The organism is Achromobacter sp. JUb104 (assembly GCF_024806975.1).
GTDB lineage: Bacteria > Pseudomonadota > Gammaproteobacteria > Burkholderiales > Burkholderiaceae_B > Achromobacter > Achromobacter spanius.
This window is the reverse complement of record NZ_JANUEY010000003.1, coordinates 1,018,800-1,033,259: the sequence shown is the minus strand read 5'-3', so window position 1 is coordinate 1,033,259 and position 14,460 is coordinate 1,018,800. Positions and strand designations below refer to the sequence as shown.

10 protein-coding genes are annotated in these 14,460 nt (G+C 62.8%); all 10 read right to left on the bottom strand.

Annotated features, from left to right (window positions below):
- A complete protein-coding gene (locus tag M2361_RS25105; protein ID WP_259252501.1) occupies nucleotides 1-1,692 on the bottom strand; it encodes a type II secretion system protein GspD in 1,692 nt (563 codons plus the stop codon).
- 24 nt (nucleotides 1,693-1,716) lie between these two features.
- Complete coding sequence (locus M2361_RS25100) at nucleotides 1,717-2,454, bottom strand: toxin co-regulated pilus biosynthesis Q family protein (protein WP_259252500.1); 738 nt, start codon at nucleotides 2,452-2,454, stop codon at nucleotides 1,717-1,719.
- Nucleotides 2,455-2,469: 15 nt separating this feature from the next.
- Entirely contained in the window at nucleotides 2,470-2,796 is a 327-nt protein-coding gene (locus M2361_RS25095; RefSeq protein WP_259252499.1) for a hypothetical protein, read from the bottom strand.
- 743 nt (nucleotides 2,797-3,539) lie between these two features.
- A complete protein-coding gene (locus M2361_RS25090; protein WP_259252498.1) occupies nucleotides 3,540-6,464 on the bottom strand; it encodes an autotransporter outer membrane beta-barrel domain-containing protein in 2,925 nt (974 codons plus the stop codon).
- Nucleotides 6,465-6,837: 373 nt separating this feature from the next.
- Nucleotides 6,838-9,534 (bottom strand): autotransporter domain-containing protein, encoded by a 2,697-nt coding sequence (locus tag M2361_RS25085; RefSeq protein ID WP_259252497.1) that lies wholly within the window; start codon nucleotides 9,532-9,534, stop codon nucleotides 6,838-6,840.
- Between the two features lie 491 nt (nucleotides 9,535-10,025).
- Complete coding sequence (locus tag M2361_RS25080; protein ID WP_259252496.1) at nucleotides 10,026-10,313, bottom strand: ClpX C4-type zinc finger protein; 288 nt, start codon at nucleotides 10,311-10,313, stop codon at nucleotides 10,026-10,028.
- 149 nt (nucleotides 10,314-10,462) lie between these two features.
- The gene (locus M2361_RS25075; protein WP_259252495.1) at nucleotides 10,463-12,073 is read right to left on the bottom strand and encodes a methyl-accepting chemotaxis protein; all 1,611 of its coding nucleotides are present in this window, start codon (nucleotides 12,071-12,073) and stop codon (nucleotides 10,463-10,465) included.
- A 214-nt stretch (nucleotides 12,074-12,287) separates the two neighbouring features.
- Complete coding sequence (locus M2361_RS25070) at nucleotides 12,288-13,199, bottom strand: LysR family transcriptional regulator (protein ID WP_259252494.1); 912 nt, start codon at nucleotides 13,197-13,199, stop codon at nucleotides 12,288-12,290.
- A gap of 305 nt (nucleotides 13,200-13,504) precedes the next feature.
- Nucleotides 13,505-13,924, bottom strand: a complete 420-nt coding sequence (locus M2361_RS25065; RefSeq protein WP_259252493.1) for a hypothetical protein — start codon at nucleotides 13,922-13,924, stop codon at nucleotides 13,505-13,507.
- Nucleotides 13,921-14,361: a Fur family transcriptional regulator gene (locus M2361_RS25060; RefSeq protein WP_100853081.1), complete on the bottom strand. Its 441-nt coding sequence runs from the start codon at nucleotides 14,359-14,361 to the stop codon at nucleotides 13,921-13,923. The genes M2361_RS25065 and M2361_RS25060 overlap by 4 nt, the downstream gene beginning before the upstream one ends.
- Nucleotides 14,362-14,460 lie beyond the last annotated feature (99 nt).

Genomic DNA, 14,460 nt, shown 5'->3' with positions numbered 1-14,460 from the left:
TCAGAATCCTTCTTCTGGGATTGCGGTTACCAACACCACCGTCAGTAGTTGCTGTTCTTGCGAGGCGTCGGACCCTCCCATGAGCATCGGCGCTTTGTCGTCAAGACGGCGGCGGGTTGAACTGTCGGCAGATTGTTGATATCCGCCAATGACCACTTGTTCTCCGGGGCGAACCATCACCTGTTGGACTCGTCCCTGGCCGCCGATGTTGGTCTGCTGCACAAACGACTGATCGTCACGTGACCCGAGCGGCTGCTTCTTCATTTCGATGAGCCGGGTGTCGTCGTAGGCAATCGTCAAGAGCACCTGGCCGTCGTCCTGGGCATCAGGCACGACGGTGAGGAAGGTGCCGACCGTCTTTTCGTCTTGCGTGACCGTGACCGTCGGCGCCGAGCTGTCGGACGTGCTCTGGGTCTGTTGCAGATCCTTGATGTACTGGAAGGTGTTGCGCGTGTCGTACTTCGCGGGGCGGCGGTTCTGCGACAGAAGCGGAATGCTCTTGTGATTGACGATTGAACCGAGCTGCGAAAGCGCGCTCAGTGCGATGTTGGTGCCGGCGAAGGGGCCGCTGCCCACCGAAGCGCCCACTGAGCCCGCCGCCTGGGCTGCGTCTAGCAAGGGGCCTACGCCGGTTGCCGATGCTGTGTTCCCGCGCCCGAGGCTGTTGAACAGAATTTTCCAGTCGATGCTGCCCTGGTTCAGGCGATCGCGCTGGACGGTAATCTCTTCAAAGACGAGGCGCACCCGACGCGTCATCTGGCGATTCTCAGCGTCCAGAAATTCACCGATCCGATCCTGCGCATCCTTTGTATCGGTGACCACGATGGTGTTGGCCGCACCGTCCGCAGACTTGATTACGCCTGCGCGACTGAGGAACTGGCTGAGCTTGGTGACGACAGCGGCCAGTTCACGGGCTTCTTCCTTCGAACTGTTGGTCGACTTGTCCGCGAGCGTCGAATTCGCCGATTTGATATCGCGTTGGAGGTTCTCTTCAGCGGCTTGGGTCGGCGTGCGGACGACGTAGCTCTTGGTCTCCGTCCGATAGAAGCGAAGCGCACCGATCTTTTCGTCGTAGCGCCAGTAGACGCCCAACCGCAGTGCAATCGAGTCCAGTACGGTGGCGAGGGGCGCTTGGCCCGGGGGCAGGGGAGCCATGTTCGTGCGCGCAACCCCCTGGGGCAGCACCGGGCCTGCGATGCGGTCAACGGCAATACCGGGGATAAGGGCCGGAACCAGCGTGTCGGCTGTGGCCGCCGTAAAGCTGGCACTTGCGGTGGCGATGCCCTGTTCGATTGCTAGGCGCGGAAGGAAATATTCGGCCGGCAGCAACGCGTCTGCCGACACGTGGGTCAAGATGCCGGTGGCGAGTTGGATGCGGTCGGCGAGCGTCTTGAGGTCTGCCGCGCTGTTCTCGAACAACAGCGTCGTGTTGACGTTCGCACGCAGCGCTGGAGGCAGCGTGACATCGCGGGCAAGTGGCTGGGGCCGGCCTGCGATCCACGGTAGTTCAACGACTTGGCCTTTGGCGCGGTCGGTGTCTCCTGCCATGCCCTTGAAGGCGTCCATGGCAAAGGCGCCCTTGGAGCCTTCGTGGTCAGCACGGGCGTTAACTCGGTCTGTGGATTGGAGCGCGGAGCAGCCGGACAGCGCGGCAAGCGTCAGCGCGGCCGCTATAGTGCGGTGTGCAGTCATGGATATTCCTGGTCAATGCCACGGCTAGGATTGCGGGGCGGGGGAGCGATTGCAGCTGCGGGTGAAGGGCAACATGCGCAGGACGCGGTTGCCGTAGAAGCAGGGGCGGATAGGCGATTCGCTCATCGCGACCGCCTGGGACAGCGCCTGGGTGGCCTCCCGGAAGGAGGCCTCCTCGAACTCGGCCGGAGCCTGTATCGGTATGTCGAAATTCAGTTCCCACTGATCAGGCCCAAACGTCCAGTTGGCGTCGGACGCCCAGCGCACGAGCGCTTGGCGGACCGTCCCGTCCTGCGGGCTGATGCGCCAAATTTGCTTGGGCGGTTCCACGATTTCCGGTTCGGCGACAGGCTCCGTCGAAGCGACCTCCACGGTGATGACGGGGCCAGGCGCGGCCGCGACCTGCTGCGGACTTGTGCTCGCCTCAGTGGTCTGTGCCGTCGTCTCGGCAGCCGGTGCCGGCGTCGCGGCGGTGCTGGCGCCAGGGGTAGCAGCCGTTGCATCGGTAGCCATCGGCGACGGGGCGCTGGCGGGCGACGCTGGACTTTCAAGCTTGGGCGGCGCTTCGGGCACCGGGATCGGGGGGATGTCTGCCGAAGCCAGGGCTGTCGGCGAATTACCCGGTAGAACGGTGCGCGGATCCGCGTGGTTGATCAGGATGCGTCCTGAGTCCGGGGGTGTCGGAGGGGCGGGCGGCACGAATCCGCAGGCCGAAAGAAGGCAGGCTGCCGAGACGACGGCCGCCAGAAGGGGTGCTTGCATGGGGGATCCTAAGAGTTACTTGAAAGTCCGGGGCATCACGCCCTGCCGTTCAAGTTCATGATGGACGGCGCGCAACTCGCCGGGTTGGCTCTGTCGCCTCGTCAGTAGCAACAGTTCGAGGAGGATGGGCTGCAGCGAAGCGTCCGATTGCCCGCTCGGAGCGTTGTCCAGCAGGGTGAGGCGCAGCTGCGAGACATGTTCGGCGACCTGGTCGTCGACTTCGAGCCGATCCCGCAGGTACGCAGAAAGCGTCATGCCACGATCCGCAGCTGCTTGCTCGTACCGCCGGCGGGCAGCATCGGAAAGCCGAAACGTTATGGGGCGTTCAAGCAGGGAGCGCATGGAAGCGTGCTTCTTCTACGACGATATGCCCCATAGCTTCGGCGAACGCCTGTCTGAAGGCCGCCCGCCGGATCCTGCGCTCAAGGGCAGAGTCGGGCTTGTCTTTGCAATGGTCCCGGAATTGCTGATCACGGAATTGCGCGGGAGTAAGAGTGGGAGCGGTTTCGAACCATGTCCGGGCTGCGTGACGTGCTACGCGAGCCGTAGAAGGGAATTCAAAGGCGGCGGCCATGGGATAGGCCGTGGGCGACTTGGCCATACGGGGCTCCTGCGTTCGATTTTGACGAGCGCGAACGCTTGCCCCCAATGGGAGGCAAGCGATTCAGTGCACGAGGGGGACGCCGTCCCGTTGGCCTCAATATGGTTTCGGGAGAGCGCGGCGGGGATTGAAGGGTTAAACGGAGGGATTGCTGAAGCGGCCAGAGACGGGATGGCCCACGGGGGGAGCGTGTGACGAGCCTGATGGCGGCTTTGACCAGATCTTGTCCATAATCATTGAAAATGAACCTGAATCTCTGCAAATCCCTGGTTGAATGTCCAGTTGATGGATTGGGGCTATCACTGCAAGTCGTTGATTAAAAAGACATTGTGACTTACAGGGATTTGCAGATCGGCGGACTTTTAATCCGTTGGTCGCGAGTTCGAGTCTCGCTCAGCCCACCACAGAACACCGGAATGAAAAAACGCCGCAGTGAAAAAACGCCGCTATTACTAGCGGCGTTTTTTTTCGTCTGGCGCCGGCCTTAGAACCGCATGGCCAGCTTGAACATGCCCGACTGCTGGCGGTTGCCGCCACCAAACTGCGCATCGTAGGCCACGCCTGCCGTCGTGTTGCGGGTGATGGACACTTCTGCGCCCAGCCCCACCACGGCGGCGTCACGCGCGATGGGAACGCCCGTCACCGAGAACGTGCTGCCACCGTCAAACGCCAGTTGCTGCTTGGGCTTCACATCACCCATGGCATGGCGCCATCCCAACGACGCGGTCAATCGGCCCGGTGCGCGATCAGCGCCGAACTCCCAGGCGCCGCGCAAGCCCAGCGTGGTGCTGGTCACGTCGTCGGTGGCGCCCGACCCGTGCAGGGCTGCCGTACCCCCCGATTCCTGGAAGTCGCGCGTGCGCAACTGGTTCCAGGCCAGGCCGGCGTAGGGCTCGATGCTGGTCGCGTCGTTCAGCGGCAGCTTGTAGCCCAGTTCCGTGAACACTTGCGTGGACGAGGCGTTATACGACGACTTCAGCCGCTGGTTCAGGCTGCCGGCCGCGACGTCGCGTTTCGTGTCGATGTCGTGCCAGGTGTAGGCCGCGCCCGCCATGAAGCGGATGTGGCCGGGCCCAGCGGGGAAGTTTCGTCCGCCGAACATCGTGGCCGTATAGCTGTCGACGCTGGTGCGCGACGCGGCATCCGCGACCGAGCTATGGCTGCCGGTGTAGCCCACCGCGCCGCCCAGGCGCCAGCCGTTACCCACCGCGCCGTCGCCGCCCACAAAGAAGCCGCCGGCCGACTGGCTCACGCTGGATGCGTTGCCGTCACTGTCGAACTTGCTCCAATTGCCAAACGCTTGCGCCCAAAGGGGATAAGCGCCGCTTTGCGGCAGCGCGTCGGATGAGGGCGAACCCAATTGGGCCGTCGCCCGTCCGGCCTGCATCGGTGCGTCAAGGTTGCCGCGCAAGTGGGCCAGCGGCAGCGTGCGCACGGTGTCCGCCTGGCTTTGCAACACGCTGGCGGTGCTTGCGTACGCTTCGCCGGAAAGCATGGCCAATGCCGAGCGTGCTTGCTCCGGCGTCATGGAGAGAACCGCCGTCGTGACCTGGCTGGCGCCGGTATTCTTGCCCGCGGTGCTGCCGCTGGCGACGACCGACGAGCCGGCTTCGGGGGCCGTCGTCGTGGTCTCGTTGCCGTTCCCGGCCGACGTCGATCCATTCCCGGTCGATGACGACTCAGTTCCCGCCGTCGACGATCCGTTCCCGGCCGACGACGACTCATTTCCCGCCGACGTCGATCCATTCCCATTCGACGTCGATCCATTCCCAGCCGGCGACGATCCGTTTCCGCTCACGGGCGGATCTTCCTGGTCCAGCGCGCCGCCCACGCTGCTCTCGTTGCCGGTTTCGCCCACGCTGCCGATCGGCACGTCGTTGCGCGTCAGCGTCATGAAGGCATTTTTCGCGTCGTAGCTAAGCGTGGGAGTCAGGAACGCATACGCGCTGGAAGCGCCGGTGAACGTGCCTTGAATGCCGCCGTCCGCCGTCAGGATGTTGTAGGTGGTGCGCGGCGCATAGTTGCCGTTGGGTCCCACGTGCGCCACGCTGCCATCCAGGGTGGCCACGCCGGTGACGTGGATGCGGTCGCTGGTGTTGCTGGTGGGGTCGGCGTGTACGCGATAGATGGCGTTTTGGCCGAAGCTGAGGTTGCCATTGACGGTGAGCGTGCCCATGGGCGAGCCATCATTGCCCGGCGAGATGACCGCGGTGGGGTAGAGGGTGGTGGTGCCCACTTGGCCGACACCCGCCAGTACGACTTCGCGGCCGATATCCATCGGGCCGTTCAACTTGCCGTCGATTTCCAACGCGCCGTCGGCGATCAGGATGGGGCCGGTCAAGCCGCTGCTGTCGGCGGTCAGGATCACCGATCCCGGGCCGGTCTTGACGAAGCCTTCAGTGCCTTGCAGCGGGTTGTCGATGATGTCGACGAACTGGCCCGACGCATAGGTCCCGTCGCCAACGACGATGACCGGCGGGTTGCCGCCGCTGCCGACCAGGTTGATGGGCGCGCCTTGCAGGCGATAGCGGTCGGTGGCGAATTGAAGGCCCGACACGCGGACGGGGCCCGCGCTGCCATCCACGGTGACCGTGCCGGCCGCGCCCGTGAAGATGGCGTAGCCGCCGTCGGGCAGGGCGCCGGTGGCATTGCTGGGGCTGTTCCAGTTGGTGCTTGCGGCGCTCCAGGTGCCGTTGCCGCCACCCGCGCGCGACGCGGATGCCGCGCCGTCGCCGTTCCACAGATTGGTGGTGCTGGGGCCAAGGATCAGGTTGATATGCTTGTCGCCTGTCAGCGTTTGAATGGTGGCCGCGGGCGTGGAGTCGCCGCTGACGCTGCCCAGCGTCAGGCCGTTGCCACTCAAGGTGCCGCCGTACGACAGGATCCGGTAATAGCCGGCGTTCACGCCCAAGGTATTGACCGTGACGTTCAACGTCGTGTTGTTAATGGCGGCGTTGCCGCCGACCGTGATGTTGTCGCCGGTGCCGGGCTGCGTAATGGGCAAGCCCGCGTAGCCGGTCTCGAAGGCGAACTCGGCGTTGTTCATCGACAGGTCGCCGTTGACGACCAGGTTGCCGTTGGAGACACCGGTCGGTGTGCCGACTTCGTAGCCGGGGGCGACTCGCGCGCCGCTCACGTTGAGGTCGCCGTTGATGGAGCCGAAGCCCGCGACGATGCCGTTTGATGTCGCGTTGACGTTTCCACCCAGCGTCACGCCGGATCCGCCACCGTTGCCGCCTATCACCAGCGTGCCGCCGTTGACATCGATCCCGCCCGGAAAGTTGACCGAGCCATCGAATACTTGGGTATTCCCCGGGGAAACCGTCAGGTCGGCGGCCATGACGCCGCCGCAGTAAGTCGTGCCCAGCGCCAGCGTCGCCGTCAGCCACTTCTTCGTGCCGTAGTTCAAAACTGCATCCTTTATCTCGATTAATAATCCGAAGCTCAAACATTGCTGGATTGCTTTAAACGTATTGCTACGTAACAGACCAATCTGCTTGAGCCAAATGGGCTACCCAAAAAAAAGGACGCAATTTATACCAGTTTTTTTATATAACCAAGGGTTAATGAATGGATACCATCCTGATTAAAAATACCTGGGAAAACGGATACCAACCGCAGCGTTGATTAATAAATGTTGGATACCATCCGTACTACATATATCGGATGAATTGAAACATTAATTATTATTGAAAGACAAATTAGCGCTGAAATACTTTGACGCAAGCCATGTCAAATTTACTCATCCCCGCATTCAGTTTCCTGAATGCGGGGACGGGTAATCAATACCGCCAGGTCATATGAAGCGAACCGGCGTTTTCGCGGTTGCCGCCGCCGAATTGACCGCTGTAGGTCAGGCCAAGGGTGGCGTTCTTGGTGATCGCGGTTTCGACGCCAAGCTCGGCCAGCGCGGCGTTGCGTGCGATGGGCGCGCCTGCCACGCTGAAAGCCTGGCCGCCGTCGAAGGACATGATGGTTTGCGGCTGCACATCACCAAATGCGTGCCGCCATCCCAAGGTGGCCTGCAGACGGCCTTCGGTTTGGCCAACCGTGAAGTTCGTCAATGCGCGCAAGCCCAGCGTGCTGGTGGTCTGCTTGGTGCTGTCGCTTTGCCCGCGCAACGCGGCGGAACCGCCGGACTCCGAGAACCCACGGGTGCGCGTGTCGCTCCAGGCCAGGCCGGCGAAGGGCTCGATACTGACGTGCTCCGACACGGGCAGCGTGTAGCCCAGTTCGCCGAACAACTGGGTGGTGCTGGCGCCGTAGTCGGCAGTCAGCTTCTGGGACACGCCGGAAACGCTGGCGTGGCGTTCGGTGGAGATGTCGTGCCAGGTGTAGGCCGTACCGGCCATCAGGTTCAACTTGCCGGGGCCGACATCGAATACCTTGCCGCCAAACAATGCCGCGCTGTAGCCGCCAACGTCCGCCTTGGACGAACGGTCGTCCACCTGAATGTTGCTGTCGGTGAAGCCCAGCGCACCGCCCAGGCGCCAGCCGCCGCCCAAGGCATGGTCGACGCCGGCGAAGACGCCGCCTGTCTTCTGGCGCACTTGCGCGGAATCGCCGTTGCCTTTCATGGTCTGCCAATTGCCGATGACTTCGGCCCAGGCGGGCTGCGCGTTCGAGGATGGCAAGGCCGAGGCGGACGGGGTGCCGCCGGCTTGCGCGGTGGGGGCGCCCGGCCGCATGCCCGCGCCCAGATTGGCGCGCAGGTAGGCCAGGGGAATGGCGCGCACCGTGTTGTTAAAGCCCGTCAAGCTGGACGTCACGCTGGCGTGCGCTTCGCCGGACAGGCTGTTGAAGGCGTCAGACGTCGCGCCCTCGGGCAGCGTCAGGATGTAGTCGTGCAGCGGGTTGCCGGCGGGCAGGCTGTCCAGGGCGTTGGCCACGGCGCGCTCGTTGCCGCTTTGCGCCGCGTCTGCGAAGGCGATGGGACGGGTCGGCGTTTCAGGCGTTCCGGGCGTTCCCGGCGTTCCGGGCGATTCCGGGGTGCCCGGGTCCACGGGCACCTGCTTGCGGCCAAGCTGCATCACGACGTTCTGGGCGTCGTAGTGCAAGGCCGGGTCCAGGAAGGCGTAGTTGGACGATACGCTGTCGAACTGCCCATTGACCGCGCCCGCGCTAAGAATGGTGTATTCGCGCTGGGTCTGGAACCCATTGTCTGGGCCGATATGGACGGCCGACCCCGCCAGATTCGCCGTGCCGCTGACCACTACGCGGCTGCTTGCCGACGACTGCGAATCGGCCGCCACCTGGTAGATGGAGCCCGGCGAGAACGTCAGGTCACCCGCCACGTTCAAGGTGCCGCCGACATGGCCTGGCGCCAGCGTAGCCCCGCTTTGCAGCGTGGTCGTGCCAACCTGGCCCACGCCGTGCAGTGATGCGCCGCTGGCCACGTTCAGCGTGCCGCCCAAGCTGCCGTTCACCGTCAAGGCGCCGCCCAGCACATTGGTTTGCCCGCTGAAAGCGCTTGAATCACCCGTCAAGATGGTTGCTCCGGCCAGCATGTCGATAGTGCCCATGCCCGGCGACAAGGAACTGATGGCGGGGGCGAAGACATAGTCTGAACTGGAATGGTTGAAGACCAGCTTGCCGGTCCCGTTACCAAAGCGCACGCCCAGTGCTGCCTGAAGCACACCCGGCGCCGTGGGGGCACCGCCCGCGGCGGCGCCGATATTCACGGTGCCGGTCGAACCTGCGGCGTCTGCGATCCGGAGGCGGTTTGCCGTTTCGATGGCGGCGCCGTTGGACACGGTGGCGGTGCCATCGCCGTTATAGCCAACGAGGAAGAGGCCGGAGGTTCTGAGCCTGGTTTGCGGGCCGTCGGCGATGATGGTGCCTTCCGTGGAGGCGTTGAAGCCCGCGATGATTTGAAAAGCATCGACCAGCGCGCCGTCGGTCGCGGTCAGTTCGCCCTTTGATCCTGTGTTCAGGCCCAGGGCGACATAATCATTCAACGAGGAAAACTGGCTGCCCGCGCCGGAAACCAATAGTTTGCCAATACCGCCATCGTACGTACCGACGTAGGTTCGGCCTCCGGACGTAGCCGAGGCGCCATCTTTGATATTCACGGTGCCCGTACCGCGTAAGCCGATCGTCATGCCGCCGCTGGTTGTCAGCGACGCTCCGGGGCCGGTGATTTCGACTGTGCCCTCAGACCCTGCGCTATTGCCCATCAGCAAGCCGGAAGCTTGCGCCGTGCCGTTATTGGATATCGTGACAAGGCTGACGCCGTTATCGCTGACGGTAAGTTGCCCGGCCTGCAAAGAACTACCCGCGCCCGTGATATTCAAGGTGCCGTGGGATCCCACGTGGGATCCCAACGAAACAGTGTTGGTCGCGATGGCTTTGCCGCCCGCCGTAAGGTTCAGCGTGCCCGTGCCATAAAAGCCGACATTGAAGGCGTTTGCATCCCATTGGGAACCCGCGCCGTTGATGGTGGCCGTGCCCGATTGAAGTTCAGAAACTCCGGGCGTCATACCGTTGGTGGAGTTACTGATAATGGCGGTGTCGCTGGTTAATTGCCCGCTATTTTGCAGCGTAAGCGATGGCCCGCCGATTGCGCCAATATAAATAACGCCTGCCACTGCACTACTGTTCTCGATAATCGGTACATTAGGCGTCACGCTATTAATAAATAGATTGCCGCTTGAGCCGGGAAGCGCCCCCGTCGACCAATTTAGTGTGTCTTGCCAATCATTGCTTTGCGTACCGTTCCACGTAATGCTCTGGGCCAGCACCGGCGTAGCGGCGGCCAGGCTAAGTGCTTGCAAGGCGAGAACGATCGCCCGCTTTTTTAGTTCGTAAGGAGGCATTGTTCGCTTTTTATTAGGGTTGATGGGCGACCGATGCAAACAATCTTACGGATAGCTGACAGGCTCAAAGCCTTAAAGAAGGCAGGTTCAGGTGCCTATATATCGATTTATAATGCGTCCCTAAAAAAATAATGTCTGTCGATATTTGTTATGTATCAGGACGGTGTGCGCGTCGACGCTCCCGACAAGGCATGCAGACTTAATCCACAACTGCGGGCGCGTTCGGATAGCGATTCACTTTGCGCCAATGCGCGCCGGCTTTCTTCCAGCAGCACATCCAACTGTTCTTCCAGCGTGGCCGCCATCACCCAGGCGCGTTCGGTAAAACGTTCCGAGAATTGATCCACGCAGTTTTTGCAGATGGCGGCGCCGTTTTTTTCAAGCAGCGGCGCGCCCTGTGCCAGCGTCGAATGGCAAAAAATACAGGCAAGTGCGCGATTCATGCGGCGGGCGGCTCGTTGTCGGTGGGCGGGGAGCGCCGCGGAGTCGCGGCGCCTTACCCTTAGACAACGGCCTGCCGGGCCAACTCTTAAGCCGACATTCGCCCTAGGACGAAGGTATTAATACAAAAGTATGAAATCGGCGCCGAGCCTCAGCTTGCGTAGGCGCGGTTTAACGCTACCGGCTGCGGCGTGACGTCGATAATGGTTTCGGCGGGCACCTTGAAGAACGCGGCGGTTGCGGCCAGCCGTTTGGCCTGATCTTCCAGCGACGAGGCAGCGGCGGCGGCTTCCTCCACCAGCGCGGCGTTCTGTTGGGTGACGTCGTCCATCTGCGTGACGGCGCGGTTGATCTGGTCGATGCCAAGCGACTGCTCCGTCGACGCTTCCGTGATTTCGGCCATGATCTGGGTCACGCGCTGCACCGACGAGACGATCTCCTGCATGGTTTCACCGGCTTGGCGCACTTGCTCGGCGCCGCTGTCCACGTTGCCCGTGGATTGCTCGATCAGGTCCTTGACCTCGCGCGCGGCTTGCGCGCTGCGCTGCGCCAGCGACCGCACTTCGCCCGCCACCACCGCAAAGCCCTTGCCTTGCTCGCCAGCCCGGGCGGCTTCCACCGCCGCGTTCAGGGCCAGGATGTTGGTCTGGAACGCGATGCCGTCAATGACGGAGACGATCTCCGCGATGCGGCGCGAACTGTCCGAGATGCGGGACATGGTTTGCACCACCTGACTCACTGCGTCGCCGCCACGCATGGCCACGCCACGGCTCTCGGCGGCCAGCGCGTTGGCCTGGTGGGCGTGTGCGGTGTTCTGCTTCACGGCGGTGGCCAGCTCTTCCATGCTGGCGGCGGTTTCTTCCAGCGAGGCGGCCTGTTCCTCGGTGCGCGAAGATAGATTGGTGTTGCCCGATGCGATCTCGGCCGAGCCGGTGTTGATTTCATTCACGCTGCGGCGGATTTCGGCCACGGTGCGCGTCAGGCTGTCCTGCATGCGCTTCAAGGCCGCGAACAACACGCCAATCTCGTTGTCGGCTCCGGCGGCCACGCGATGCGTCAAGTCGCCCGAGGCGATGCGGTCAAAGTGCACGGCGGCGTCTTTCAGCGGCGACAGCACTTGGCGGCTGATGAACCGCCAGCACCCGATTGCCAGGATCAGGGCCAGGCCCAACATGATGATCGCGGCGGTTTCGGCTTGCAGGTAGCGTCGGTCCGAAGCGTCATTGATCTCGATGGCGCGACGTTCGGTGTGGTTCAGGAGGGCGCTGATCCGCTCTTCAAATTGGGCATCGGCGGTACGGGCCTGCGCCACGGCGTTGACGTAGTTGTCGGTGGACTGCTTCTGCAGCGCTTCCGCCAGCGCATCGATGCTGCGGACATAAGCGTGAAACACGCCGTCCAGGTCCGCCGTCATTTTCCGGGCGGCGTCCGACAGCTTGGGCACCCGCTGAAAGACGGTATAACGCTGGCGCGCGTCGCCCAGGAACTTGGCGGCCTGGTCCACGCTGGCTTGCGCCTGGGACGCGCGGCCGGCCTGCACATCCAGGTAAGCGGCCACAAGCGTGATGCGGGTGCGCAGTAGCAGCACCTGGGTCTCGTAGAGCGGGCGGGTCTGTTCCGTGGACACCCTGTTCAAGTCGTCAATGGCCTCGTCGGCCACCTTGGCAAAAGACCAACCCATGGTGGTGGCGCCCGCCAGGGCCAGGACAAAGAGAGTCAGGACGGCGAACAGTCCGGTTCGAATTTTCAGGTTCTTAAACATGCGCGAGGCTCCTGCAAGGGCGGCCGGCTATCAGGCGGCTACCGTGATCTGGTGATAAACCCGCGTCAAATGTAAATAGTCATTACAAATTTAACAATTGATCATTTTTCACTGGGACGTTCTTGTTTCGGCAACGCAAGGGCAGCGAGCCGCGATGCAGGACGGCGTCAAAGCCGCCAGGAGGACCGCCCCGAGGACCACATTGCGCAAGCGCTCAGAACAAGTCGGCGGTGTCGCTGCGCATGAAACGCAGGAAGCGGTGGGCGGCATCGGGCAGCGGCCGGGACACATGGGTCTGGACCTGGATTTGACCGCCATTGAGCAGGGCGTCGTCGACCGGCCGGCAGATGAGCTTGCCGTCGTTCAGTTGCGCGGCCGCGGTCAGTCGCGCACACAAGCTCACGGCATTGCCGGCCAGCACATAGTGATAGACGGCCTCGGGATAGTTGGACGTGAACGCCGGCGACAGCGTGGTGTTGTACAGGCTTGCCGCCGTGTCCAACAACCGCCGCAATGCGCTACCGCCTTCGGGCAGGGCCAGCGGATACGCCGACAGTTGGGTCAGATGCACCGTGCCCTGCGAGGCCAATGGATGGCCGGGCCGCATCACTGCAACGATCTCGGCAGGGCGGGCGTAGACCACCGCGATGTCCTTTTCGGCGGCATGGCTGTAGGTCACCCCGATGTCGGCCTGCGCGGAGCGCACCCGCTCGGTGACCAGGCCGGCATCCAGCACCGTCAAGTGAAAGCGCACGCTGGGATGATGGGCCTGGAACGCGGCAAACTTCGGCGGCAGCGCACGGGCCGCGACACCATGGGCGCCGGCGATTTTCACGGTCTGCGTGTAGCGGCCGTTGTGCCCGCCGATCTCGGCATAGGTGCGCGCCGCATCGGCTTCCACCCGGCGCGCGTGGTCGGCCAGGATGCGACCCACTTCGGTGACGCGCATGCCCTTGGGATGTCGCTCGAACAACTGGTTCTGCAGGCGCTGTTCTAAACCTGCGATCTGCCGGCTGACGGCCGAACTGACGACGTTCAGCCTCGCGGCGGCGCCGTTGACGGACCCCGTGTCGACGACGGTAAGGAAGTAACGAAGCGCTGTGCTATCGAAGTGGAATCGCTTCATTGATGTGGATGCCGTAAATCTCAATGTCGAGTCCAGGTGCTTGGCAGCCGCAAATTCGGCGCGCGCGGGCGGATGGCATCGGAAACGGCCTTCGCAAGCGTGGAATTTATGCCAGCAACACCTTCTGCCACAATCGCAAAATTATCAATATTGCATTCTAATTTCGGCAATCGCCGGGATATGGGCGCATCGTGGGCCACCTCATGGGCAGCGTCGCCAGCAGCGTCACCAACCCATCGGCGGCGCGCCAGAAATGCAAAGCGCGCCCGAAGGCGCGCTCAGTAAACCGGCATTAAACCAGCAGATCAGTCCACGACAAATCCGCCCGGGCCGCTGTGCCCCAGCAGCTCACGCGCGCATTGCAAGGCTTCGGCGGGCGTGGCCACGGCCAGGAATGGCATACCGAAGGCGCGCGCCATTTTTTCGCCGCGCTTGCGGATCTTGTCCAGCGCCTGCGGTTCGCGTTCCACGGCGATGAAGGCGCGGCAACGTGCCTTCAAGCGCGGCATGTTGAGCGTCTGCCATTCGATCATGGCTTTGCGGTCGTCGTGGCCGGCTTCCTGGCTCATGTCCGGCACCACCATGACGAAGGACTGCGGGTTGTCCACCAGCATCTCCATTTCGCGTATCCAGGTGGCGGCGTAGCCCTTGGGGGCGCCGCCGTGCTTGGCGGTCACGATGGGAAAGCGGGATAGGTCGTGAAAGAAAAAGTGGTCGCGGTTCATTCGAATTCTCCGTGGGCAATGGCGGGTGCGCCGGGTTTGCAGCCGCAGCTTCCGTAGAGCACCAGGCTGTAGGAGTCCAGCAGGAAGCCGTTCTGCTTGGCGATCTTGCGCACCAATTGCGCCACGGCGGGGTCGCTGGACTCCAGGATCTGTCCGCAGTGCGTGCAGACCAGATGGTCGTGGTGTCCCTTGTCGTTAAGTTCGAACACCGTGGTGTGGGCGTCAAGCTGCGTTCGTTTGAGCAGCCCGGCGTCTTCAAGTTGCGTAATCACGCGATACACCGTGGCCAGGCCGATATTGCTGCGCTCTGAAAGCAGGTTGCGGTAGATGTCGGCCGCGCTCATGTGCTGATTCGCGTGCTGATAAAAGAGGTCAAGAATCTTGAGGCGGGGGAAGGTGGCTTTGATGCCGGCGTCGCGCAGCCGCGTGGTGTCCATATGATTTCTCCATTCGGGGGGCTGATGCCCGACTAATGAGAATGATGTACATTTTCATGTGCGCCCGCTAACGGGAACCCGTCAACCTGTAGCTCAAAC

Bases quoted from the DNA above. Each gene is read 5' to 3' on its own strand.
- M2361_RS25100 (WP_259252500.1), bottom strand. From the start codon at position 2,454: ATGCAAGCACCCCTTCTGGCGGCCGTCGTCTCGGCAGCCTGCCTTCTT.
- M2361_RS25105 (WP_259252501.1), bottom strand. From the start codon at position 1,692: ATGACTGCACACCGCACTATAGCGGCCGCGCTGACGCTTGCCGCGCTG.
- M2361_RS25080 (WP_259252496.1), bottom strand. From the start codon at position 10,313: ATGAATCGCGCACTTGCCTGTATTTTTTGCCATTCGACGCTGGCACAG.
- M2361_RS25070 (WP_259252494.1), bottom strand. From the start codon at position 13,199: ATGAAGCGATTCCACTTCGATAGCACAGCGCTTCGTTACTTCCTTACC.
- M2361_RS25085 (WP_259252497.1), bottom strand. From the start codon at position 9,534: ATGACGCCCGGAGTTTCTGAACTTCAATCGGGCACGGCCACCATCAAC.
- M2361_RS25075 (WP_259252495.1), bottom strand. From the start codon at position 12,073: ATGTTTAAGAACCTGAAAATTCGAACCGGACTGTTCGCCGTCCTGACT.
- M2361_RS25095 (WP_259252499.1), bottom strand. From the start codon at position 2,796: ATGCGCTCCCTGCTTGAACGCCCCATAACGTTTCGGCTTTCCGATGCT.
- M2361_RS25065 (WP_259252493.1), bottom strand. From the start codon at position 13,924: ATGAACCGCGACCACTTTTTCTTTCACGACCTATCCCGCTTTCCCATC.
- M2361_RS25060 (WP_100853081.1), bottom strand. From the start codon at position 14,361: ATGGACACCACGCGGCTGCGCGACGCCGGCATCAAAGCCACCTTCCCC.